The sequence below is a fragment of the Mucilaginibacter sp. SG538B genome (assembly GCF_013376065.1).
Classification (GTDB): Bacteria; Bacteroidota; Bacteroidia; order Sphingobacteriales; family Sphingobacteriaceae; genus Mucilaginibacter; species Mucilaginibacter rubeus.
Genome location: NZ_JABMJI010000002.1, coordinates 383,486 through 406,163, shown reverse-complemented (window position 1 = coordinate 406,163; position 22,678 = coordinate 383,486). Strand labels below are relative to the sequence as shown.

16 protein-coding genes and 1 riboswitch are annotated in these 22,678 nt (G+C 44.3%); of the genes, 10 read left to right on the top strand and 6 right to left on the bottom strand.

Going from position 1 to position 22,678, the window contains the following annotated elements; translation table 11 throughout:
* Positions 1–107: 107 nt before the first annotated feature.
* Positions 108–530, bottom strand: a complete 423-nt coding sequence (locus FHW88_RS11150; RefSeq protein WP_176625434.1) for a VOC family protein — start codon at positions 528–530, stop codon at positions 108–110.
* A gap of 176 nt (positions 531–706) precedes the next feature.
* Between FHW88_RS11150 and bshA the strand changes: the two genes are divergently transcribed.
* The 3 genes from bshA to FHW88_RS11135 all read left to right on the top strand — a co-directional run bounded on the left by bshA (position 707) and on the right by FHW88_RS11135 (position 3,921).
* On the top strand, positions 707–1,861 hold the full coding sequence (gene bshA, locus FHW88_RS11145; protein ID WP_176625432.1) for an N-acetyl-alpha-D-glucosaminyl L-malate synthase BshA: 1,155 nt from the start codon (positions 707–709) through the stop codon (positions 1,859–1,861).
* Positions 1,862–1,955: 94 nt separating this feature from the next.
* A complete protein-coding gene (locus FHW88_RS11140) occupies positions 1,956–2,147 on the top strand; it encodes a hypothetical protein (RefSeq protein WP_090530691.1) in 192 nt (63 codons plus the stop codon).
* Positions 2,148–2,409: 262 nt separating this feature from the next.
* Positions 2,410–2,474: riboswitch (Fluoride riboswitch) on the top strand.
* A gap of 58 nt (positions 2,475–2,532) precedes the next feature.
* Positions 2,533–3,921 carry a voltage-gated chloride channel family protein gene (locus tag FHW88_RS11135; protein WP_176625430.1) on the top strand — a complete coding sequence of 463 codons (1,389 nt, stop codon included), beginning with the start codon at positions 2,533–2,535 and terminating at the stop codon, positions 3,919–3,921.
* Between the two features lie 3 nt (positions 3,922–3,924).
* On the opposite strand, the gene FHW88_RS11130 is transcribed toward FHW88_RS11135, so the two are convergent.
* Both FHW88_RS11130 and FHW88_RS11125 read right to left on the bottom strand, forming a co-directional pair.
* Positions 3,925–4,671 carry a class I SAM-dependent methyltransferase gene (locus tag FHW88_RS11130; protein WP_176625428.1) on the bottom strand — a complete coding sequence of 249 codons (747 nt, stop codon included), beginning with the start codon at positions 4,669–4,671 and terminating at the stop codon, positions 3,925–3,927.
* A gap of 135 nt (positions 4,672–4,806) precedes the next feature.
* Positions 4,807–5,427 carry a polysaccharide deacetylase family protein gene (locus tag FHW88_RS11125; protein ID WP_176625426.1) on the bottom strand — a complete coding sequence of 207 codons (621 nt, stop codon included), beginning with the start codon at positions 5,425–5,427 and terminating at the stop codon, positions 4,807–4,809.
* 101 nt (positions 5,428–5,528) lie between these two features.
* On the opposite strand from FHW88_RS11125, the gene FHW88_RS11120 reads away from it, so the two are divergent.
* Both FHW88_RS11120 and FHW88_RS11115 read left to right on the top strand, forming a co-directional pair.
* Entirely contained in the window at positions 5,529–6,974 is a 1,446-nt protein-coding gene (locus FHW88_RS11120; protein ID WP_176625423.1) for a TolC family protein, read from the top strand.
* Between the two features lie 36 nt (positions 6,975–7,010).
* Positions 7,011–8,348: an efflux RND transporter periplasmic adaptor subunit gene (locus tag FHW88_RS11115; protein WP_090530676.1), complete on the top strand. Its 1,338-nt coding sequence runs from the start codon at positions 7,011–7,013 to the stop codon at positions 8,346–8,348.
* A 288-nt stretch (positions 8,349–8,636) separates the two neighbouring features.
* On the opposite strand, the gene FHW88_RS11110 is transcribed toward FHW88_RS11115, so the two are convergent.
* The gene (locus FHW88_RS11110) at positions 8,637–9,197 is read right to left on the bottom strand and encodes an RNA polymerase sigma-70 factor (protein ID WP_091167536.1); all 561 of its coding nucleotides are present in this window, start codon (positions 9,195–9,197) and stop codon (positions 8,637–8,639) included.
* A 242-nt stretch (positions 9,198–9,439) separates the two neighbouring features.
* Between FHW88_RS11110 and FHW88_RS11105 the strand changes: the two genes are divergently transcribed.
* From FHW88_RS11105 to FHW88_RS11085, 5 genes are all read left to right on the top strand, one after another.
* Positions 9,440–10,504, top strand: coding sequence for a FecR family protein (locus FHW88_RS11105; RefSeq protein WP_176625421.1), 1,065 nt, complete (start codon positions 9,440–9,442; stop codon positions 10,502–10,504).
* Between the two features lie 220 nt (positions 10,505–10,724).
* Positions 10,725–14,225: a TonB-dependent receptor gene (locus FHW88_RS11100; RefSeq protein ID WP_218117183.1), complete on the top strand. Its 3,501-nt coding sequence runs from the start codon at positions 10,725–10,727 to the stop codon at positions 14,223–14,225.
* A gap of 23 nt (positions 14,226–14,248) precedes the next feature.
* The gene (locus FHW88_RS11095) at positions 14,249–16,030 is read left to right on the top strand and encodes a RagB/SusD family nutrient uptake outer membrane protein (protein ID WP_176625419.1); all 1,782 of its coding nucleotides are present in this window, start codon (positions 14,249–14,251) and stop codon (positions 16,028–16,030) included.
* Positions 16,031–16,199: 169 nt separating this feature from the next.
* Positions 16,200–17,330, top strand: a complete 1,131-nt coding sequence (locus FHW88_RS11090; RefSeq protein ID WP_090530664.1) for an acyltransferase family protein — start codon at positions 16,200–16,202, stop codon at positions 17,328–17,330.
* Between the two features lie 202 nt (positions 17,331–17,532).
* Positions 17,533–19,440 (top strand): beta-N-acetylhexosaminidase, encoded by a 1,908-nt coding sequence (locus FHW88_RS11085; protein WP_176625416.1) that lies wholly within the window; start codon positions 17,533–17,535, stop codon positions 19,438–19,440.
* Between the two features lie 305 nt (positions 19,441–19,745).
* Here FHW88_RS11085 and FHW88_RS30015 read toward each other — a convergent pair whose 3' ends face one another.
* Both FHW88_RS30015 and FHW88_RS11070 read right to left on the bottom strand, forming a co-directional pair.
* On the bottom strand, positions 19,746–21,362 hold the full coding sequence (locus FHW88_RS30015) for an aminopeptidase P family protein (protein WP_218117182.1): 1,617 nt from the start codon (positions 21,360–21,362) through the stop codon (positions 19,746–19,748).
* A 226-nt stretch (positions 21,363–21,588) separates the two neighbouring features.
* Positions 21,589–22,584, bottom strand: a complete 996-nt coding sequence (locus tag FHW88_RS11070; protein ID WP_090530658.1) for a glycoside hydrolase family 43 protein — start codon at positions 22,582–22,584, stop codon at positions 21,589–21,591.
* Positions 22,585–22,678 lie beyond the last annotated feature (94 nt).

Genomic DNA, 22,678 nt, shown 5'->3' with positions numbered 1-22,678 from the left:
TTCAGTATCCCATTTGCAAGCGGCTTGCCAATCAAGTTGCTGTCATTGGCTTACTACCTATTTTATATGTATAACTAAATCTGAAATTGAAAATCCGAATTCCCAAATCAAAGTACCTGGTTAAACTCCAACCGTTCGCCATCCGGCCCGGTGATGTTGAAATATTTGCAGCCATTTTTCCAGAATTGTAAAAACACGGGCTCTGGTTCGATCACGTTAAAGCCAGCTTCTTTAATAGTTTTAAAGGCGAGGTTGATATCATCAACATCAAAGGCTACGTGATCAATGTGCCCGTTTGATCTTGAACGGATCTCGGCCAGCGAAGCTTCAGGCAATTGGTAAAGCTCCATGATCATATTGCCGCGCTGCATCATAACGCAGGTGCCGGTACCGCCGTTATCGGTAAAAGGGGCTTGCATTACATTGTTAAAGCCCAGTCTGGCGTAAAATTGTTGTGATGCTTCAATATTGGTTACCGGCACGCCGATATGTTGTATTCCGTTTATTGCTAAATTTATATGGTTGCTCATGTTGATAATCAGTTGTTTATTATGGATTTAATATATGTTTAAACACTCGGTAGCGGATATGGTTGGCAACGCCGGCAAAATAAATATGCAGTAATTATCATCCATCCATCATTTTACACAAGCTTAACACATTTGATGTAAATTGCAGTTAAACTTGCACCAATTAAAACATATTAATGAAGATCGGAATTGTTTGTTACCCAACCTTTGGCGGAAGCGGGGTTGTTGCCACTGAACTTGGTAAAGCCCTTGCAGACCGTGGTCACCAGGTTCATTTTGTGACCTATAACCAGCCGGCGCGGTTGGATCTCTTTTCCGAAAACCTGTTTTATCACGAAGTTTCGGTTTCCAACTATCCGCTGTTCGATTTTCCGCCGTACGAGCTGGCCCTGGCAAGCAGGCTGGTTGATGTGGTACGTCATGAACAATTGGATGTACTGCATGTGCATTATGCTATACCCCATGCTTCGGCCGCGTTTATGGCCAAGCAAATATTAATGACCTATGGCATTTACATCCCGGTGGTAACTACGCTGCACGGTACAGATATTACGTTGGTTGGTAAAGACCGCACCTTTAAACCGGTTGTTACTTTTTCCATCAACCAAAGCGATGGTGTAACAGCCGTATCGCAAAACCTTAAAGAGGATACCTATAAGTTTTTTGATATTAAGAAGGATATCCTCGTGATCCCTAACTTTATTGACCTTAGCAGGTTTAGCCTTAAACCTAAAGATCATTTTAAGAAAGCGATTGCACCTTCGGGCGAAAAGATCCTGGTACATACCTCCAACTTCCGTAAGGTGAAACGTACCGAAGATGTAGTGAAGATTTTTGCTAAAGTGATTAAAAAGATCCCGTCGAAACTATTGATGGTAGGCGACGGCCCCGAACGTTCCATGTGCGAGCAGCTTTGCCGCGATTTGGGCGTTACTGATAACGTGCGCTTTTTAGGTAAACAGGATGCTGTTGAAGAAATCCTTTCAGTATCCGATTTGTTCCTGATGCCATCGCAGTCAGAAAGTTTTGGTTTAGCGGCGCTTGAAGCTATGGCTTGTAAAGTGCCGGTGATCAGCAGTAATGCTGGTGGTTTGCCCGAATTAAATATTGATGGCGTAACAGGCTTTTTGAAAGAGCCAGGGGATGTGGACGGTATGGCAGAAAAAGCAATATTTATTTTGGAGGATGAAGAACGATTAGCTAAATTTAAAGAAAATGCACTGGCACACGCCAAAGAGTTTGAATTATCTACCATTTTGCCCAAATATGAAAACTTTTATCTTGAGGTAATTGAGCAAAATAAAGCTAAGCTGTTTAACCAACAGTTGTAATAAACCTGATACAATTCAAAAAATATTCTTAAAAAGTTAAATTTTATCGGTTTCGTTAATTAATTTAGTTTTTCACTCCTAAAAGTTAAAACTTATGGCAAAGCACACACTAAAAAGCGGACAACTCCTTAAGTACATCGGAAAGAAATGGAAAAACCTGCACATTGGTCATCCATTAAAATTTATGGGGTACGATGAGAATAGTTTCGCCGACATCTGGGTGGAATACCAGGGTAAATTAATGCTTCTGGCACTTAAGGATGTGGAAACACTAAGCGTTGCTTAAGTAGATAACTTGAGCCGGTCTGTTCAAACGACAAGGGAAAATAGCCTTACTCATGCATACGTGCTAAGTAAGGCTATTTTATTTTGTAGATTTTAGATCCCCTCTCGAGAGGGGGCGCGGTGGGAAGGAGCATTAGCAGGGGTGTGTTTGTACGATTGCCTTACTAAAGCAGAAACACACCCCTACACCCCTCTCAAGAGGGGAATCGCACATCCCGAGCTTTTAACACTTTTGTTTTAGAACAAAAGAAACCTATATTAGCGTCACAAAAGGAAATGGTGTCTTCCTACTTAACCGCCCTAAAAAGCTGATGGCGCCTACAGACAATTAACTCACGGGCTTTTATCCTGTGCTAATTTTTTGTGGGTACATAAATATCAGCAACATGCAAAATCAAAATCAACTTTTTTCTTCGCAACATTTCGCAATTCTTAAAAACGCCCTCCGGTGGACGGTCATTATCATCCCCATAGCTGTTGTTATTGGCAGCGCGGTTGCCTTATTCTTGTGGTTGTTGAGTTGGGCTATCCATTTTAGGTTTGCACATAACTGGCTGTTGTATTTGCTGCCGTTGGCAGGTATCGCGATATTTTTTATTTATAAATTTTTTGGTGGTCCGGCCGAAAAGGGGAATAATTTGATTATTGATGAAATCCATAACCCCGGTGGCGGGGTCCCTAAGCGTATGGCCCCATTGGTGCTGATCACTACTATTATCACTCATTTGTTTGGCGGCTCGGCCGGGCGAGAAGGGACGGCGGTGCAAATGGGCGGTAGCTTAGCCCAAATGATAGGCAAATGGCTTAAGCTTAATGAAGCTGATACCCAAACAGTACTTACCGCGGGCATAGCGGCGGGTTTCGGTGCGGTATTTGGTACGCCGTTAACTGGTGCTGTTTTTGCAATGGAGGTGCTGACGATAGGCCGGGTGCAATATAATGCGCTGCTGCCATGTCTTATTGCCGGGATTGTTGGGGATATTACGGTGGCCGCCTGGGGTGTTCATCATACGCCTTATCATATTGATATTATTCCCGTTATCCCGCATTGGTTTTCAGGCTACGTTTCAACCGACTTGTTAATGATCTTCAAAACTATAGTAGCTTCTATCGCTTTCGGGCTGGTCAGTTACCTTTTTGCCAAAATGGTACATGGCATCAAAAGTTTTTTTACACAATACATCAAAACGCCCTGGTTGATCCCGTTTATTGGCGGGCTGATCATTATCGCGCTTACTTTTGTTAATGGCAAACCCGATTATCTGAGTTTAGGGGTAGATGCCGAACATGTTGGTGCTGTTACAATCCCTTCGGCTTTTCATGCCGGCGGTGCCGATACCTGGAGCTGGCTCTGGAAAACCATTTACACTACCGTAACCTTAGGTACAGGTTTTAAAGGCGGAGAGGTAACACCGCTGTTTTATATTGGCGCAACTTTGGGTAACACTTTATCCGGCTTACTTGATGCGCCGGTTAGCCTGTTTGCTGCTTTGGGCTTCATAGCCGTTTTTGCAGGCGCGACTAATACCCCGCTGGCCTGTACTTTTATGGGGATAGAACTTTTTGGTGGCGAACACGCCCTGTTGTTTGCCGTGGCCTGTTTCACCGCCTATCTTTTTAGCGGGCATACGGGTATATATGGCTCCCAAAGAATTGGGGTTACTAAGTTAACTGGTGGGCCGGCCGATGACAAAACGCTTTCGGAAGCAATGAAAAGGCGCGGATACTTATACCATAAGCTGGCAAAATATAGTTTCCTTAAAGCGAGGGAATAAGCACTATTTAGTAGCGGTAACCACAATGTAAGGAGACAATAGCTTTGATTCTACCGGGATGATTTTGGTAAAAACCTTGCCTGCTACCCAAACTAGTTTGGTGATCGCTTTAGCTATGGCAGGCTTGTTAGCTTTATCTTCCAGCCAAACCGAAAATTTGCCGTAATAATATGCCTCAACATTTTTTAAGCCAAGTTCCTCGCAATAGCTGGCCAATAATGGAGGGTTCATACTATTGATGTTGTGTTTTTCGTAGTTATTAAGGTCGTAGTTGCGCTGTACCCATCCGTTAACACCGGTAAAGTTAGGCAGGGTAATAAACAGTGTGCCTCCCGGTTTAAGGAAAGAGAGGTGTTTTTCAATAATGCCTTTCGTGTCGTTAAAATGTTCAATCAATCCGCATGAAAGTACCAGGCTATATTCGGTTTCAGGTTGATATTTGAACAGGTCACCCTCAATAACCGCGATGTCCCGATCATTAAGCTGATTGGCATCCAGTACTTCCTTCAAAACTTTTGGGTGCACATAAAAATCGAACAGCGTAGTTTTTAACCCGAAATACTTCTTCAAAAAAATGGCAAAATAACCCGGAAAACCTCCAAGCTCTATAGCCGACGCCGGTTTATTGGTATCGATAATCTTTTTTAGCAGCTTGTGAAAAGTATAATTAGCCGGCACATTAAAAGCCAGGTCTTTTTTTGATTCCCAGTAACCGGCCCAAAATGCCTTGTCGGTGAGTTCGTTGCTCATGGGTGCAAAGGTATAAAAAGTAGGCAGTTTCCGGTTGGCGGTTTTCAGTTGGCAGTTTTCATCGTGCAGTAAGCAGTATTTAATAAATGAGAATGTTTAACAACTTACAGTCGCCAACAGAGCACTGCCAATTGCTTACTGTAAACTCTTAAAACTATACCCTTCCTTACTCCAAACCTCCAAAGCCCGCGGCAGTACATACTCCAATCGATCAAAAGCTTTGATGCTGTCATGAAATACTACCATCGATCCTGCTTCAGTATATTTAAGCACTCCTTTTAGGCAATCTTCAGGTTTAAGGGCCGCATCAAAATCGCCGCTGAGCACATCCCACATAAAAATATTTAGATTGGGTCTCGCTGCTTTCAGCGCCCGGATCTGCGCCCTTTTTATCCGCCCGTACGGAGGACGAAACAACGGCGTATCCAGCAACTTATCGGCCTGTAAAAAATTATCAAGATAGGTTTGGGTATCGGTTTCCCACCCTTTGAGATGATTGAAAGTATGATTGCCTATGGCATGGCCGCCGGCTTTTACCTGTTCAAAAATATCGGGGTGCTTGCGTACATTGTCGCCAATGCAAAAAAAGGTGGCTTTGGCATTGTATTGTTTTAAAATATTTAATACAGCTGGTGTAACAATTGGTATAGGGCCGTCGTCAAAAGTGAGATAAATGCAACGGTCAGTTGATTTTATATCCCAGGTAAGTTGGGGATAAAGCTTTTTCAGCAGCCAGGGGGTTTTAACCAGGTACATACAGATGAGGTAGTTTGTGTTTTATCCCTATTAACAACATTTAACAAAAATAAACACTGCAATGTAATGAACAGTTGCTTACCATTGTATAGAAAAACCTTATGAAACTAAAATTATTACTATCAGTTAAAGCAACGCTCATTTGCACAATTATATTTTCGGTATGCGGCTTTAATGCCGGCGCGCAGGAAGTGATAGGCTTGCAAAAGGCGGTAGACCTGGCCCTTGAACGTAACCTTACCATTAAACAGGCCGAGTTCACAGCTGCCATCACCAACGAAGATCTTAAACAGTCGAAATATAATCAACTGCCTAATTTAGCTGTGAGCCCACAGGGCTCATTCAACTTTGGCCGTAATATCGACCCTTCAACCAACCAGTTCAGCAACCAGCGCATCCTGGCGGTTAATGGTAACTTTACTTCGCAGGTTACACTGTTTCAGGGCGGACAATTGCGTAATACGGTAATCCAGAATAAGATTTTGCTTGATGCCGATAAAACCAACGTTGCCAAAGTAAAAAACGACCTGATATTGAACGTGGTTACTACCTACCTGCTGGTGCTAACCAACCAGGATTTGGTAAAGGCTGCGCAACAGCAAATTGATGTATCTAAAATAGCTTTAGACCGCGCCCAGAAAAGCTTTGATGTGGGTAATCAAACCCTTGCCGATCTGTCGCAGGCCAAAGCACAGCTCTCAACCAACGATCTGAATTACACCAATGCCGAAAATCAGTTGGAGCAATCGCTCCTGACTTTAAAGCAATATATGGAGATGGATCCCGGCACTGATATTAGAGTTGAAAGGCCCGACATCAGTAAGTTAAACAATGTGAAAACTGTATACGATGCCCAGGAAGTTGTAAAAACCGCTCTTGCAGTAAACCCAGATGTGTTATTGGCCGAGCAACGTCAAAAAGCTGCGGCGCAGGGTGTTAAAATAGCAAGAGGCAACTACTATCCGTCGGTAGTATTATTTGGTGCTGCCGGTTCATACTTTTCTGATGCCAAGAACACGCCATTTGGTGTTACTCCAACAGGCAGATTTGACACTATTGGTTTTGTGCAAAATTCGCAACAGGCGGTTGTAGTGCCTAATTATAAAGTTGGCTATAAAAGCAACCCATTCTTCAGGCAACTGAGCGATAATTTTAACCAATCGGTAGGGGTGAGCTTACAGATCCCGATTTTTAACAGGTTTCTGTCACGCACAGCGGTTAGGAAAGCAAAACTGCAAAATCAAAATGCCGAGGTTACAGCACAACTGGCCCGCAACAATTTGAGCAAGATTATCTACCAGGCGGTATGGGATTTACAGGCGGCCGATAAGCGTTATGCATCGGCAACGCAAACCTATAACGCAAATAAAGATGCGTTTAATATTATTCAGCAACGCTATACAGTAGGTTTGGTTAACTCGCTTGACTATAATACATCGCTAACCAATCTTAACAAATCGCAGTTTGATATGATTGAGGCGCAATACCAGGTGATTTTCAGAAGCAAAGTCATTGACTATTATTTAGGTAACCCTATAACACTTTAATAAAATCTTAACCGTAAAATATCCAAATTCACCGTCATGGGAAAAACTACTAAATATATTCTGATAGGTCTTGGCGCACTGATTGTCCTGCTGATCATTGCTAAGGTAACGGGCCTGATAGGTAAGCCCGCGCTAACCCAGGTAGCTACCGAAAAGGCCGAAACACGCGAAATAAATGAAACCGTATCGGCCAGCGGAAAGATCAAACCACATGTTGAGGTTAAGATAAGCCCCGAAGTATCGGGTGAGGTGGTTGAGCTGCCAATAAAAGAGGGTGATGTGGTTAAAAAAGGCCAATTGCTTTGTAAGATCAGGCCAGATATTTTAAAATCAGGGTACGACCGGGCTATCGCGTCATACAATACCCAAAAAGCGAGCGTAGGTAACTCAAGCCAGATGCTTAAACAAGCCGAAGCTACTTATGCTAACCAGGCTGGTATTTACAAGCGCAGTAAAGAACTTTATGATAAAAAAGTGTTAACGGTTTCGGAATTTGAAAATGCCAAAGCTGCATATGAAGGCGCTAAAGCATCGCTTGAAGCTGCCAAACAAAATGTGGTAGGCTCGCAATATGGCCTGGCACAATCACAGGCATCGGTTAAGGAAGCACAGGATAACCTGGCGAAAACAACTATCTATTCGCCGGTTGATGGGGTGGTTTCAAAGCTATCTGTTGAAAAAGGTGAGCGTGTTTTAGGTACCCAGCAATTTGCCGGTACCGAAATCATGACTATCTCTGATCTGAGCAAAATGGACGTGAATGTTGACGTGAATGAAAACGACATCAACCGTATCTCCCTTGGCGATTCATCAAAAATTGAAGTAGACGCATTTTTAGGCAAGAAATTTACCGGTGTGGTAACTGAAATAGGCAGCTCGGCAAACGTGGTAGGTACATCTGCCGACCAGGTAACAAACTTTACCGTAAAGGTGAGGATCAATGCCGATTCATATGCCGCCCTGTTAAAGAAAACAGCCGATAATCCATCACCTTTCCGTCCGGGGTTAACGGCCACTGTTGATATCAGCACTAATTCGGCCAAAGCGCTGTCGGTACCAATCCAATCGGTAACCACCCGCGAGGAAAAGAAAGAAAATAACGGTCCGCCGAAAGCTGATGAGGATAAGAGTAAACCACAAATCAGCCCGGTAGCCAAAGAATACGTATTTGTACTAAACGCAGGTAAGCTTAAACAGGTACAGGTAACTACGGGTATCCAGAACGATAGTTACATCCAGATCTTGTCCGGCCTTAAGGGTGGCGAAGAAGTTGTATCAGCTCCATATTCGGCTATTTCAAAAACGCTTAGCGATGGGCAAGCTGTTCAGAAAGTAGATAAGTCAAAATTGTTTAACGCTGATAATACTAAGTAATTGATATGCAGATTTGCAGGTTTCAAATGTGCAGATGAATTAGATTTTCAGACGCCCGGTTTCGCCGGGCTTTTTTGTGAACGGAATTTCCGATGATTAAACCCATCGTTAAAAATGGGCGCGAGTTTAAGATGAACGACGGTCATAGCCCTGCCGTCCACGCTTCGACAGGCTCAGGCTTGATAGGCCTCTTTTTGTTATTTTACCTTCACTGTTCGCCGGGTTTTGACACCCCAGATGACCAACCTTTCTACAACTATGATATAGTAATAGTAACTCACCGGCAATTTAAAAAAGCATATAACTCACATGCTTCAGCACCTGGCGTAATTTTTCGAGGGCGATGCTCATCTGGCGCTCTACTGTTTTAGGGGAGATATTAAGCTGTACGGCAATTTCGCGATATTTCATATCGCTGAAACGGCTCAGCACAAAAATCTCGCGGCATTTTTCGGGAAGGGTAGCTATGGCAGCTTCTATCTGCAGGGCGAGTTCTTTTTCCTCCAGCCCGTTTTCGAGCGTGTTACGCAGTTCATCAAACAGGTTGTTTTTTTCGAGATAATTAACGTAAAGGTTTTCTATCTTTTGGCGCTTGAGATAATTAAGGCTCCGGTTTTGCACCATTTTAAAAAGATAGGAACTTACTGATGAGCAAAAATTGACCTCATGCCCGCGCTCCCACAGGTGGGTGAATACATCGGCAGTAATTTCTTCGGCAACGGTTAAATCGTTTACAAAACGATTGGAGAACAAAGTTAAGCGGGTATAGTATAGCCTGAACAGGGTTTCAAACGTTTTCGCGTCACCCTGTGTAAATGAGGTTATAGGTAGTTTGTTTTCCTGGATCATTAATCCCGCCTTTAATTAATCCGAATACTTTTTAAAAAACTTTAACAAGTTACATAGTTTTTCATTCCGTATCAAATTTAATATTGGAAATAATGAAAAGCTAAGCACAAACATTCTGTAAAAAAGCAGTTACGCGTAACATGAAGGGGACGTTCAGGTTACTCGCCGAATAAAATTGAAAAATATTTCTTTTCGTTTTGAGGGTATCTGTTTTTTCGATTGTCTTAACGATAATATTACAAATGGATAACGAAGAAGTAAAACTGCTACTGGTAAAATACATAACCGGCGAAGCTACCCCGCAGGAGCTTGAGCAGGTTAAGCAATGGATAAGTGCGCACCCCGAAAACGAGCAGTATTTTGCGCAGCTGTATGAAACCTGGCACAATATGCTTTACCTGCAGCCAGCGGTTGTAAATAAAGATGATGCTTATAACAAGCTTTCGGCCGATATCGAGCCAAAGCAGCCATCGCGCTATGTAAGGCTGATCACTTGGGGCAAAGCTGCCGCGGCTATTGCTTTGCTTGCGGCTGTTACTGTTACCTTATATAACAGGTACTCAAAAAATGTAGAAAGTGTAAGGCAAATAGCCGCTAACCCTGGCGCTATTAAAAAAATTGTTTTGAGCGATGGTACGCAGGTTTGGCTTAACGCGGGCAGCAAGCTTAATTATACGGCCGATTTTGGTAAAACAACCCGTACCGTTTACCTGGAAGGCGAAGCGTTTTTTGATATCGCCCCCGGCAAAAAAGAGGTCCCTTTTATTGTAAATACGAAAAACTATACCATAAGGGACATCGGTACAAAATTTAACCTTAAGGCCTATGCTTCCGACCCGTTTTTTGAAACCACAGTAGTAAAAGGCGAGGTATCGGTTGAGGGTAATGTAGATAACAATGCGCATGAAATGAGCCGCATTTATGTAAAGCCGCGGCAGGTGCTCCGCATTTATTACCATCCCAAAAAAGAAAACTATAGCTATACCACACCAGATCCAAAAAGCCTGAATGAGATCCAGGTATCGGAGATTGATTCGGTCAAGCTTGACCGTTATGACGGTTGGAAGGAAAACCTGCTGGTATTTGACGGCGCAACCCTTAGCGAGATAGCTAAAGTGCTTGAACGAAGATATAATGTAACCATTAACATGACCGATGCCGAATTGAGCAGCATCCGTTATTCGGGCAGTTTCAAAAACATTCAGAGCATTGAAAAGGTGCTGGCTATTATAAAGGCCAATACCGCCATCAATTATTCGGTGAATGGCAATACAGTAAACATTACACGAAACAACAATAATGATTAACAACTAAAAAACAAAAAAGAAAACTATGATCAAAAACTAACATTCTCTTTTACATAAAAAACCCGGATGTGCTACCAACACGCCCGGGCCTAAAGCAATCAAAGCTAATACCCTACGCTTGGGGAAGCATCGTATTAACTGATTAACAAACAAATTTATGATTAATTTTTACAGAAAGTCCGCTCTGGCCGCCGGCCCGTGGCAAAAAACGATCAAAATTATGAAGCTGGTAACCGTTCTGCTCTTAACGGGCATTATGCAAATACACGCTGCCGCTTATTCACAAAACGTTTACAACTTTAATGTGAACAATATTTCTGTTAAGCAAATGTTTAAGCAGATTGAAAAAAGCAGTAAATACACTGTTTTTTACCGGCTTGACCAAGTTGATGTTGACAAGAAAATAAACGTGGACGTGCAGGACGCGCCTATTGAAACCGTGATGCAGAAGGTGCTGCAAAAACAGCCGCTTACTTTCCAGGTGGTTGATGATATCATCATTATAAAACCTGCCGATGCAAAACCTGTTGTCACGGTAACTGTAACAGGTGTAGTTAAAGATGTGAGCGGTCAGCCCTTACCGGGCGTTAGTGTAAAGCTCAAAGGCAGTAATTTAGGCACAGTTACCGACATCAACGGTAAATATACCCTAACCCTGCCCGACGGTAACGGCTCACTTGAATTTGGCTTTTTAGGTTTTACCACGCAGGTTATTCCGGTAAATGGACAAACCACCATCAACGTAACTTTGCTTGAAGAGTCAAAAGCGCTGAACGAGGTGGTTGTGGTTGGTTATACCACGCAGAAAAAGAAAGACCTTACTGGCGCTGTTGCGGTAGTTAACGTTAAAGACCTCAACAAACAGGCATCGTCATCAGTAAACTCGCAATTGCAAGGCCAGGCATCGGGCGTTACCGTTACCGGATCGGGCCAACCCGGCGAAGAGCCGCAGGTACACATCAGGGGTTTTAATACTTTCGGAAATAATACTCCCTTATACGTAGTTGACGGTGTGGAAACATATGATGTAAGCACGCTGAACCCTAATGATGTGGAGACCTTCCAGGTGTTAAAAGATGCGAGTTCGGCATCAATATATGGTGCAAGGGCGGCAAACGGCGTTATCATCATCACTACCAAACGGGGTAAGGGCAAAGTAAATATTCAATATGACGCCTACTACGGTACGCAAAGACCAAAAGGCGGCAATGTCTGGAATACGATTACTCCACAACAAATGGCCGATCTGAAACTTACGGCTAAGAAAAATTCGGGCGATAACAGCATTAAAGATGCCTTGTACAACCCAACCGGTACAGGCTCGGCTTTTACACTGCCTGATTACATTACCCCGGCAGGTGCTAAAGAAGGTGACCCATCTGTCGATCCATCAAAATACTATGTAAATCCTTTTTATACATCAGCGACAGACCTGGGCAATTTTTACAGGATAACAAGGGCCAACAAAGCCGGTACCGACTGGTATCATGAGTTGTTTAAATCGGCCCCGATGAATAGCCACAATATATCGTTGAGCGGCAGTACCGATAACGCCAGCTATTTGTTCTCGTTAAACTATTTTAACCAGCAAGGTACCCTGATTGATACTTATCTTAAAAGATATACCCTGCGTTCAAATACCACCTACAATGTAACTAAACACATCAGGGTGGGCGAAAACCTGGCTTATTCTATAACCAGGCAGCCGCAGGTAAATGACGGAACATCACATTCGCAGGTTAGCACCAATGACCCGGACGGCGTTATTGCACATGCCCTGCGCGAACAGCCCATTATTCCCGTTTACGACATTAAAGGTAACTACGCAGGCAGTTACGGTACAGGCCTTGGCGATGCCAACAACCCGGTTGCCATACAGGAGCGTACAAAGAACAACCAGTCAACAAGCTATCGTTTGCTTGGTAACGTATTTGCCGAAGCTGACATTATTCCCGGCCTTACCTTACGCACCAGTTTTGGCGGCGATATCATCAACAGCAACAACCATTCGTTTTCGTTTCCTACCTATGAAAACGTTGAAAACTCTTCAACAAATACTTACAGCGAAGGATCGGACAATAGCTACACTTATAACTGGACCAACACCCTTAGCTATCAAAAAGTATTTGGCAAACACAATGTTAACATAGTGGTAGGTACCGAGGCCGTTGAAGACCATGACCGTTATGTTGGCGGCAGCATCCAGGGTTTTTACACTTTTGATCCTGATTATGTAAACCTATCTACCGGTACCACTAATAAAAACACCTACAGCGGCAAATCTAACAACTCGTTATTTTCGGAGTTTGCCCGTTTAGATTATACTTATAACGATCGCTACCTGTTTAACGCCACTATCCGTCGTGATGGCTCATCAAAATTCCCGGTCGACCAACGTTACGGTTATTTCCCGGCATTCAGCGCAGGCTGGCGGATCTCGCAGGAAAACTTCATGAAAAATATTACCTGGCTTACCGACCTTAAGCTAAGAGGCGGCTGGGGTATTATGGGTAACCAGATCAATATGGGCAGTAAAGACGCTTACGTTACGTTCAGCAATGATATTGGCCAGTCGTATTATCCTATCGATGGTTCACTTAACCTGACCCCTGGCTTTTACCAGGACCAAACAGCCAACCCGCACGCGCTTTGGGAGAAGGATATTAACTCCAACTTTGGCTTTGATGCAACCTTATTTGGCGGCAAAATAGCCGTAACCGCCGATTACTACCGCAAAGACATTAAGGACCTGTTGTTTAACGCTACCCAGTTAGGTACCGCGGGCAACGGTGCTTTCCCGGCGCAAAACGTTGGTAAAATGAAAACCGATGGTCTTGACCTTTCTGTTACCGGCAACTTCAGGGCCAGCAGCGATCTGAGCTTTAATGCTACCGGTACTTTAACCACTTATAATAATAAGGTATTGAAAGTATCTGATGACAGGGACTACTTCCCTGGTTCTGCAACAAGCCGGTTTGATAACCCAATTACCCGCAGCCAGGTAGGTCATTCTTTAGGCGAGTTTTATGGCTACCAGATCAGGGGCTTCTGGAATTCGCAGGCCGAAATTGACGCAGCCGACAAAGCTGTACAAACCCGCACCGGCGATCCGAATGCTTACTATCAATCAGATGTAAAGGTCGGTCGTTTCAGGTATAAAGACGTAAACGGCGATGGTGTCATCACCGATGCCGACCGTACTTTTATCGGTAATCCAAACCCGAAAGTTACTGCCGGCTTAAACCTGGGTGTAAACTATAAAAACTTTGATGCCAGCATATTCCTTTACGGCTCATTCGGCAATAAACTATGGAACAGCGTTAAATACTGGAGAGACTTCTATGCTTCATTCGGCACAGCAAAAAGCTATACCGCGCTTAATGATTCATGGACACCAACTCATCAAAATGCAAAGGCACCTATCCAGGAGCTCGACGCATCAACCAGCAGCGGCGCTACACCAAACTCATACTTTGTTGAAAACGGCACTTACGTGCGCATGCGTAACGCGCAGGTTGGCTACACCTTTAACATTGCAGGGCTTAAAAAGGCGGGGATCCAAAAGTTAAGGATCTATGTATCGGCAACCAACCTGTTTACTTTAACAGGCTACAGCGGTGTTGATCCTGAACTGAGCGGCAACACCAAAGATTTTGGTATTGACGAGGGTAGCTACGCCAGCCCGCGCACCTTCATATTCGGAGTTAATTTTTCATTATAACAGCAATATTTAAACGGATTACAATGAAAGCTAAAAAACTTATTTCCATAGCGCTTTTAAGTATACTATCGCTTGGCGCGTGTAAAAAATCATATCTCGATAAACCTATTAACGGCGCCCTCGAGCCTCAATTTCTCGAAACAGAATCAGGAGCTAATGAACTGCTTGTAGGTGCTTATGCAGTGTTGGATGGCCAGCAGGGCGGCGATGCTGCTGTAGGCGGCGGCGGTGCATGGGAAGCATCACCGGATAACTGGGTATATGGCGGTGTAGTAGGTGGTGATGCGTCAAAAGGCAGTATTGCCGGCGATCAGCAACCAATAGAACCGATGATGAAATACAACGCCGATGCCAGCAATGGCTTTTTCGACAGCAAATGGCGGGCCGATTACGAGGGTGTATCACGCACAAACAACACCATCAAAATAACCAATAAGGTTACTTCCATATCAGCCTCAAATAAAACCAATATACTGGCACAGGCCCGTTTCTTAAGAGCGCATTATTACTTCGACCTGAAAAAGATGTTCAATAATGTGCCCTATCTTGATGAAACAACAACCGACATTAATCAACCTAACAACACAGATATCTGGCCAAAGATTGAAGCAGACTTCAAATACGCTTACGACAATCTGCCTAATACCCAAACCGAAGTTGGCCGCGCCAATAAATGGGCTGCCGGTGCATACTTAGGTAAAACATACCTATACGAGCATAAATATACCGAAGCAAAGGCTGTATTTGATGCGGTTATTACGCAGGGCGTAACTTCCGATGGTAAAAAGTACGCCCTTAACGCCAAATTCAACGACAATTTCAGAACGGCTACCAACAATAGCGCTGAATCTGTTTTTGCTGTTCAGGCGGCAGCCAATACAGACCCTAACGGCCCGTCGCAAGCCAATAACGGCGATATGCTGAACTTCCCATATGGCAATAGCAGCCCGTTTAGTTGCTGTGGTTTTTACCAGCCATCCATTGACCTGGTTAATCATTTCCGCACCAATTCAACTACGGGTTTACCATATCTTGACGATTATAACAGCCACGCTATAAAAACAGATATGGGCCTGGCATCGGCCGACGATTACACTCCTGACGCAGGTACTATTGACCCGCGCCTTGACTGGACTGCCGGTCGCCGCGGAATCCCTTATCTTGACTGGGGCTTACATCCGGGAGCCGACTGGATCCGGGATCAGCAGTACGGTGGCCCTTATTCGCCTATCAAAAATGTTTACGGCCAGGCCGAGCAGGATGTAAACGGCGATAACACCTCATGGGCGCCGGGCTCAGGCATCAATTATAACATTATTCGTTACGCCGATGTACTGTTAATGGCCGCTGAGGTTGAAGCACAGGTGGGTAGCCTTGATAAAGCCGAAAGCTATGTAAACATGGTGCGTAACCGCGCAGCTAATCCTGAAGGTTTTGTACATAAATACAAAGATAACGATGACCCTACAGCAGGTTTCACCACTCAGGCAGCAGCTAACTATAAAGTGAGCCCTTATCCCGGCGGTGCATTTGCCAGCAAGGATTTTGCGCTTAAAGCTATCTATTTTGAGCGTAAGATTGAGCTTGCCATGGAAGGTCACCGCTTTTTTGACCTGGTACGCTGGGGCATTGCCGATACCGAGCTTAATGCTTACATAGCATATCAAAGTACGTTGATCAGTGATGTAAAAGGCGGCAAATTCATTAAAGGGAAAAGCGAATATTTCCCGATACCGCTGGTGGAGATTGACTTAAGCGCTAAAGGCGGTACGCCGCAATTGAAACAGAATCCGGGTTATCATTAATTAAAGCTAAAAGCAAAACGCGCAAAGCCGAAAGCTATTAAACTGGCTGCGTTCGGTTTTGTAATGGCTTATAACTTACCGGGACAATATACATTCCCGGTAAGTTTATTATCTTGCCTTAACATCCCTGCTTCTGAAAAGCTGATTATAAACATTTTTAAACCCATTTATGGACAAATCATCATCGCGGTTTTTATCGCTGGATGTATTTCGTGGCATGACTTTATGCTTCATGATCATTGTAAATACGCCGGGCAGCGGAGCAGCCCCTTTTTCGCCACTTGAACATGCCGCATGGCATGGCTTCACCCCAACCGATCTTGTGTTTCCTTCTTTTTTATTTGCAGTAGGCAACGCCATGAGCTTTTCAATGAAACGCTACCAGGAAATGGGCAACTCGGCTGTGCTAAGCAAAATTTTCAGGCGTACCCTGCTCATATTTTTAATAGGTTACCTCATGTACTGGTTCCCTTTCTTTTCAACAGGCGGCGGACAGTTTCATCTAAAACCAATTACTCATACCCGCATTATGGGGGTTTTGCAGCGCATTGCCCTGTGTTATTGTTTTGCCTCGCTCATGATTCATTTTCTGTCAAAACGTTCGGTTTTCATTTTATCGGGGTTATTTCTGGTGATCTACTGGATCATCCTGCTGGTGTATGGTAACCCTGCCGATCCGCTGAGCATGACCGGCAATGCAGGCATTTATCTTGATAAATTTTTATTCGGCCCTGATCATTTATATCATGGCGAAGGCATTCCCTTCGATCCGGAAGGCGTATTGAGCACCCTGCCTGCCATTGTAAATGTGGTGGTTGGTTACTATGCAGGTAAATTCATTCAGCAAAAAGGGAAGGGATATGATACTACTACTAAACTGCTGTTAACAGGCTGCCTGTTCATCTTCCTGGCCTTATGCTGGAACATGGTTTTCCCGATCAATAAAAAACTGTGGACAAGCTCATTTGTACTGGTAACTACCGGGCTTGACCTGGTGATCTTGTCGGCATTGATTTATGCCCTGGAAATCAATAATTGGAATAAAGGCAACTGGGCCCGTTTTTTCACCACCATGGGGAAAAATCCGCTGCCTATTTATGTACTATCCGAAATACTGCTGATCCCGGTAAGTATGATCATGATAAGCGGAACCAACGCTGTCGATTGGATCAACACCGCTTTTTACCAGGCTATAGCGCCCGGCCCGATTGGATCATTGCTATTCGCCATCAGCTTTATGATGATTTGCTGGCTGGTTGCCTATATCCTTGATAAGCGGAATATTTATATCAGGGTGTGACGATATAAATAAAAAAACGTCATTGCGAGGAACGAAGCAATCCCCGATTAGCAAGTCCGCCTTGTATAGCTCGCGATTGCTTCGTACCTCGCAATGACGCCCTTGTGATACCTGCGACTTGGCAAATAGCATTTATAAATACACTTCTTAATATTATTTAAAAAGTTTAATTTGCGTACATCCAATTAAATAACAATTCTTTATGAAGAAATTATCCTTATTGCTTTACGGCTGTATGGCACACCTGCTTTCTGCGGCCCAAACAACCAAACCAGCACTCGCGCTTATTCCGCAACCGGTAAAAGTTACCCAAACTACCGGCCAGTTTGTATTGCCCAAAACGGTTGTTGTAGAAGCCGGTTCTTCGGCTGATGTGGCAAATGTAACTGCCTATCTTAAAAGAAAACTATCTACGTCAACAGGAGCGTTCATCACCGTAAAAAGTACTGCGCCAACTGCGCCTATCAGGCTGATTCTAAATAAAACAGCCGATACCGTACTCAAAACCGAAGGCTATAAACTATCCGTAACTCCTAAAAAAGTAGTGATCCGTGCTAATGATGCCGCGGGATTATTTTATGGCGTACAAACGTTTTTCCAGCTGTTGCCTAAAGAAATTGAAGGACTGGAAGTAGCCAGGGGCGTAAAATGGACTGCACCCGCAGTTGAAATTACCGACTATCCAAGGTTTGGCTGGAGAGGCCTGATGTTTGATGTATCCCGTCACTTTTTTACCAAAGCCGAGGTTAAGCAATACATCGATGCCATGGTTAAGTATAAATTTAACCTGCTGCATTTACACCTTACCGATGATGAAGGCTGGCGAGTGGAGATCAAAAGCCTGCCAAGATTAACCGAAGTAGGATCGCACAACGTTAAAAAAGTAGGGCAGTTTGGTACGTTTACTCCACCTGCGGCAGATGAGCCACGTACCTATGGCGGTTTTTATACCCAGGAAGATATCAAAGAGTTGGTACAGTACGCCAAGGACAGGTTTGTGAACATCCTGCCCGAAATTGACGTTCCCGGCCATAGCCTTGCTGCGATAGTTGCCTACCCCGAGCTTTCATGCACACCGGGTGCCGATAAATACGTAGTAAACTCGGGCGAACCTTTCATGGATTGGAGCGGCCCGCATAACCGCGCTATTGTCGACAATACCCTTTGCCCGGCCAATGAAGCTGTTTATACTTTTATGGATAAGGTAGTTACCGAAATTGCGCAGTTGTTCCCCTTTGGCTATATCCATTTAGGGGGCGATGAGTGCGCCAAAAATTTCTGGGAGCAAAGCGATGCCATAAAAGCATTAATGGCCAAAGAAAACCTGAAAACGATGAGCGAAGTACAGGCTTATTTCGAAAAGCGACTTGAAAAGATTGTAGAATCGAAAGGTAAAAAATTCATGGGTTGGGACGAGATCATTGAGGGCGGTCTGGGCCCTAATGCAGCCGTGATGAGCTGGCGGGGTATTCAGGGAGGTATCACCGCCGCTAAAGCAGGTCATGAGGTGGTAATGAGCCCGACAACATTTGCCTATTTAGATTACATGCAAAGCGACCGTGTGAACGAAACCAAGATCTATGCCACACTTCGCTTAAACAAAACCTATTCATGGGAGCCTGTACCTGATAGTGTTGATGCACGCCTCATTAAAGGCGGGCAGGCCAACTTATGGACCGAGCAGGTATACAATATCCGCCAGGCTGAATATATGACCTGGCCACGTGGAATGGCTATTGCCGAGGATGTATGGTCGCCAAAGGGCCCTAAAAACTGGGATGGATTTTTCAGCCGGGTGGAGAAACACTTCCCTCGCTTTGATGAAGCCGAAACCAAGATAGCCCCGAGCGCTTACGACCCATCATTTGATGCGGTGTTGAATCCTGATAGCACGTTAAAAATCACTTTAACCAATGAGGTAAACGGGCTGGACACTTATTACAGTTTTGACAACTCGTTCCCCGACAGGTTTTATCCTAAGTACACAGCGCCGATAGATGCCCCTAAAGATGCTACTACATTAAGGGTGATTACCTATCGCGGTAAAAAACCGATTGGCCGTATGGTTACCATGCCATTGGCCGAGTTGAAGAGCAGGATTAAGAAATAAGAATAATTCATAAATAGAAAAGCCCTCCGGATTGAATTTCGGAGGGCTTTCGTGTTTAAGTACGCTTATACTATCGCCAACACTCGGCTGGAGCCGAGTGTTTACTATCAAACGGCCTCTGGCCGCCGAAGTTCTGTTATTTCTTGCGCTCGTTTGCAACGAGCGCTTAATATGGTTCGGCGATTGTATCGCGGATATCGCATTACAAACGAGCGCAAGGTATTTTCGCTTCGGCCAGAGGCCGCTTAAAAATTGCCACTCGGCTCCAGCCGAGTGGCGGCGGGCTTTTTCTATTGGCTTTATTTTTATTTCAGCTCCGGAAATTTAGCTGCTTCAAAAATACTTTTCTCAGTCGCAGCTTTTTCAACGTCCTGCCATTTGCGCGGCGCATCTATCGACAGGATTGTGCCCTTGTCTTTACCAATTTGTACGTCATCTTCAATACGTACACCGATATTCCACCATTTTTTATCGCAGGGACTGCCGGCAGGGATATAAATGCCCGGCTCAACGGTGATCACCCAATTCTCTTCCAAATTACCGCGGCCGCCTTTGTCATGCACATCAAGCCCCAAATGGTGCGAACAGCCATGCGGATAATATTTGCGCACTTCTGATGCGTCCTTGATAATACCGAGTTTAATCAGTCCGGCCGATAATACTTCTACCGATTTTTGCTCAAGATTGGCATAGGGAACGCCTGCTTTGCATAGTTTAAAAATCTCTTCCTGGGCGTCGTATACCAATTGGTAAATGGCCTTTTGCTCTTCGGTAAATTTGCCGTTGGCCGGTACGGTACGGGTAACATCAGCAGAATAGCCATGATATTCGGCACCAACATCCATGAGTAATAACTGGTTATCAATTTTTGTGGCCGAGTTTTCTTCATAATGCAGGATGCAGCCATTAGCACCTGCACCTACAATCGGTGGATAGCCTTCATCCTCGGCCCCGTATCTTTTGTGCACATAAGTCATGATCCCTTCAACCTCGCGCTCGCTCATATTGGGTTTTACCGATTTCATCACTTCCAGATGGGCAAGGCTTGAGATTTCCACAGCCTTTTTCAATACGGCTATTTCCTCCGGCGTTTTTACGCCGCGCAGCTTTGAAGTAAATTCAGCATATCCGGTGTTACCGCCGTAAGTTGTGCCAATCTTCGCCTTAACATCGGCAAGCGTTGCAGAATCGGGTTTGGCCGCCAATTGCTGTATAAGCGGATTATTTTTGTGATCCTCATCTGCAAACTTATCTTTAAAATAAGTCATGAAACGGGTTAAATTTTGAGGAGTAACCATTCTTGCTATCAAATTAAGATCACTCATAACCTGCCTGTTGGTTTCCGTTATGCCAGCCTTACTTTTAAAAGCAGCGATCAGTTTTTTTAGCTCGCCGGTCGATCCATCGCCGGTAACATCTTCGGGCAGCGCATCATAATACACATTGGCAAACTTTTTAAAATCAACGGGGAATTTCGCGAAATCCTCGCTGTTGTAAGCCTGCTTAAAACCAAGCTGCGATTTGGCGCCTTCAACACCCAACCGCCTGCCAGTCCACTGCTCGCGACCGGCATCCCGGTGACGTACAAATAGCACCTCGTTATAGCTGCTGTCGCCATCGGCCTGCATGTCTTTAAACACTAACAATACCGAGTTGGGTTCCTTATATCCTGAAAAATAATACAGATCGGGATTAGGATGATAAACGTAGTTAACATCGTTCGAAAACACCTGTTCAGGGTACGAGAAGATCACCATCACCGAATTGGCGGGCATCAGGTTACGCAGGGCCTGTCGCCTTCCGGCATGAAATTCTTTGCTTAAATAATCGGTGGGCAAGTTTTCGGCGGTTTGTCCGAAACAGCGGCTGCTGCCAGTCAGGGCAAGTAAAATTACTAATGCCCGAAAAAATGATCGCGTCATAATGATAAAGGAATAATGTCAGTCAAAAAAACGGTTTAAGATACTAAATATCAGGGATTATCATGCTCACCCTTTTAGGGGGAAAAGATTGATGTGCATAGTAATAAAAAACGTCATCGCGAGGTACGAAGCAATCCCAAACAATACAGAGACACTTGCATAGCTGCTCTGCGTCTTGGGGATTGCTTCGTACCTCGCAATGACGGGTGTATAATATATTGGGGGGCTATTTAATCTTCCTTGCCGTTACACCTTCATTGGTGATCTTAACCGGCAGGATCTTGCCATCCTTATCAAAGTACATTTTATCGATGCAGGTAACGCGGTGGTTGCCATCAGTTTCGGTTAAGGGGCGGCGGTGATAAACAATATACCATTCGTCCTTACCCGGCACCTGGATCACCGAATGGTGCCCTGCTCCTGTGGCTATGCTGGCATCCTGTTTCAATATGGTACCAATACGGTTAAACGGACCGAATGGAGAATCGCCAATAGCATAAGCCACGCGGTAATCCGGGCCGGTCCAGCCGCCTTCGCTCCACATAAAGTAATATTTCCCTTTTCGTTTAAACATCACCGGGCCTTCAACATAATCTTTAGGGGTGATCAGTTTGTAGGTTTCACCATCTTTAAATGGTTCGATACCTGTAAAGTCGTTTTTTAGCTTTACGATATTACATTGGCCCCAGCCACCGTAAATCATGTAGTATTGGCCGTCGTCATCCTTAAACACAAATTGATCTATAGGTTGCGCTTTATTGATGATCTGGCCAATGAGTGGTTTGCCCAAAAGGTCTTTGAACGGGCCTTCAGGTTTATCGCCAACGGCAACACCTATACCGCCAACTTCGTTATTGTTCTGAATATCGTTAGCGCCAAAAAAGATATAGTATTTACCGTCTTTTTCAGTTACTGCCGGAGCCCACATGGCACGTTTAGCCCACTTTACAGCGGCAGTATCGATAATGCGGGGATGCTTAGTCCAGTTAACCAGATCGGGCGATGAAAAGGCATCCATAAATACCTGGTCGTTATATTTAGCCGAATAGGTTGGATATACCCAGTATTGTTTATTGAAGATTTTGGCTTCCGGGTCGGCATACCAACCTTCAACAATAGGGTTACCTGATGTTTTCTTCTCCTGTGCTAATGCCTTATTTTCAGATATGATAATTGCCGCACCAAACGTTGCCAGTAAAACCAGTTTTTTAGGAATGATCATTGGGAAATAGATTTTGGTCTAAGATATTAAAATAGATAAAACGTTTTAGTGATGAGGCACGAATTTATTCGAATTGAAGCGAATTACACGAATT